General features: G+C 50.5%; 1 protein-coding gene. It reads right to left on the reverse strand.

The window, feature by feature from the left end:
• Positions 1 to 34: 34 nt before the first annotated feature.
• Positions 35 to 968, reverse strand: a 934-nt coding sequence (locus CSQ88_RS22470) for an IS4 family transposase (protein WP_143449591.1), incomplete at its 5' end; no start/stop codon positions are given.

Here is a 968-nt window from a genome sequence, read left to right on the forward strand (position 1 = left end):
TATTACCACATTGGCCCACCAGATTTCGAACTGCTCAGGGGGGAATTGCGCCACTGCTGGGTAGCTTGCGGCGCACAATGTTTAAGCTCTGCTTAAAACTCAAATCGTTGGCTATTTGATCGGTCTTCAAGCCCGCCTCCTGCATCACTTTTCGCGTGATATGGTGCGCCAAGAGTAAGCCCCAAAACTCTTGCTTGACCAAGTCAGGTGTTTTACTCCGCAATATAATGTCAGCGCCTTTGAGCGTCGTTTTAAGCTCTGCGAAAGTCGTCTCAATATCCCAGCGCGCATGATAAAGCGCGGCCAACTCTTCAGCAGGTGCCGTTTTTTCGTCGAGTAGTGTGGTGATTAAGCGATACAAAGGCTCCGCATCTGGAAGACCTGGCATTTGATATTCAATCACGCGCACGATGATAGGCGTGCCATCGCGGGGCTCAGCCATACCCTTCAGTGTCGCAGATGAAGGCTTTATGATGGATAAAAATGAGCCATCTGCTAAGCGCTGATGCACTGGAAAAATACGATTTTTTGGGGTTCGCCAAAGCAGTTGAGCACCTGTTTTTTGTGCGGCTTGCCATGTTGGAAACCCAGCAAAACCACGGTCTGCTAGGCACAGCATATCGGGCTTAAGGTGTAAAATGCTTTGCTGTGCAAGTGAGATTTCACTCTCTATATACCCGCCCAAAGCAAGCCCAAAGAGTGCATTTGTGCCGTGCTCTTGTAGGCTGACAAAACGCAACTGAGGGTAGCCGGTGTACCCTTGCTGCGTTCCTGGTGCGCCGAATTCATCACGACACGCTTTTTCATTGGCCACTTCAAGAGTTGAGCCATCCATGGCGACAATGCGCCATTTTTGATAAAAAGAACGCGGGGATTGTTGAGGGTTGATCGCGAGGGGTTGTAAGCATTGCTCCGCAATGCTCGCCATGACACTATGGCCCAGTCGGGTTCTTGCTGCGCTGATACCC

It is taken from the genome of Iodobacter sp. BJB302 (genome assembly GCF_002735645.1).
Taxonomy (GTDB): Bacteria; Pseudomonadota; Gammaproteobacteria; order Burkholderiales; family Chitinibacteraceae; genus Iodobacter.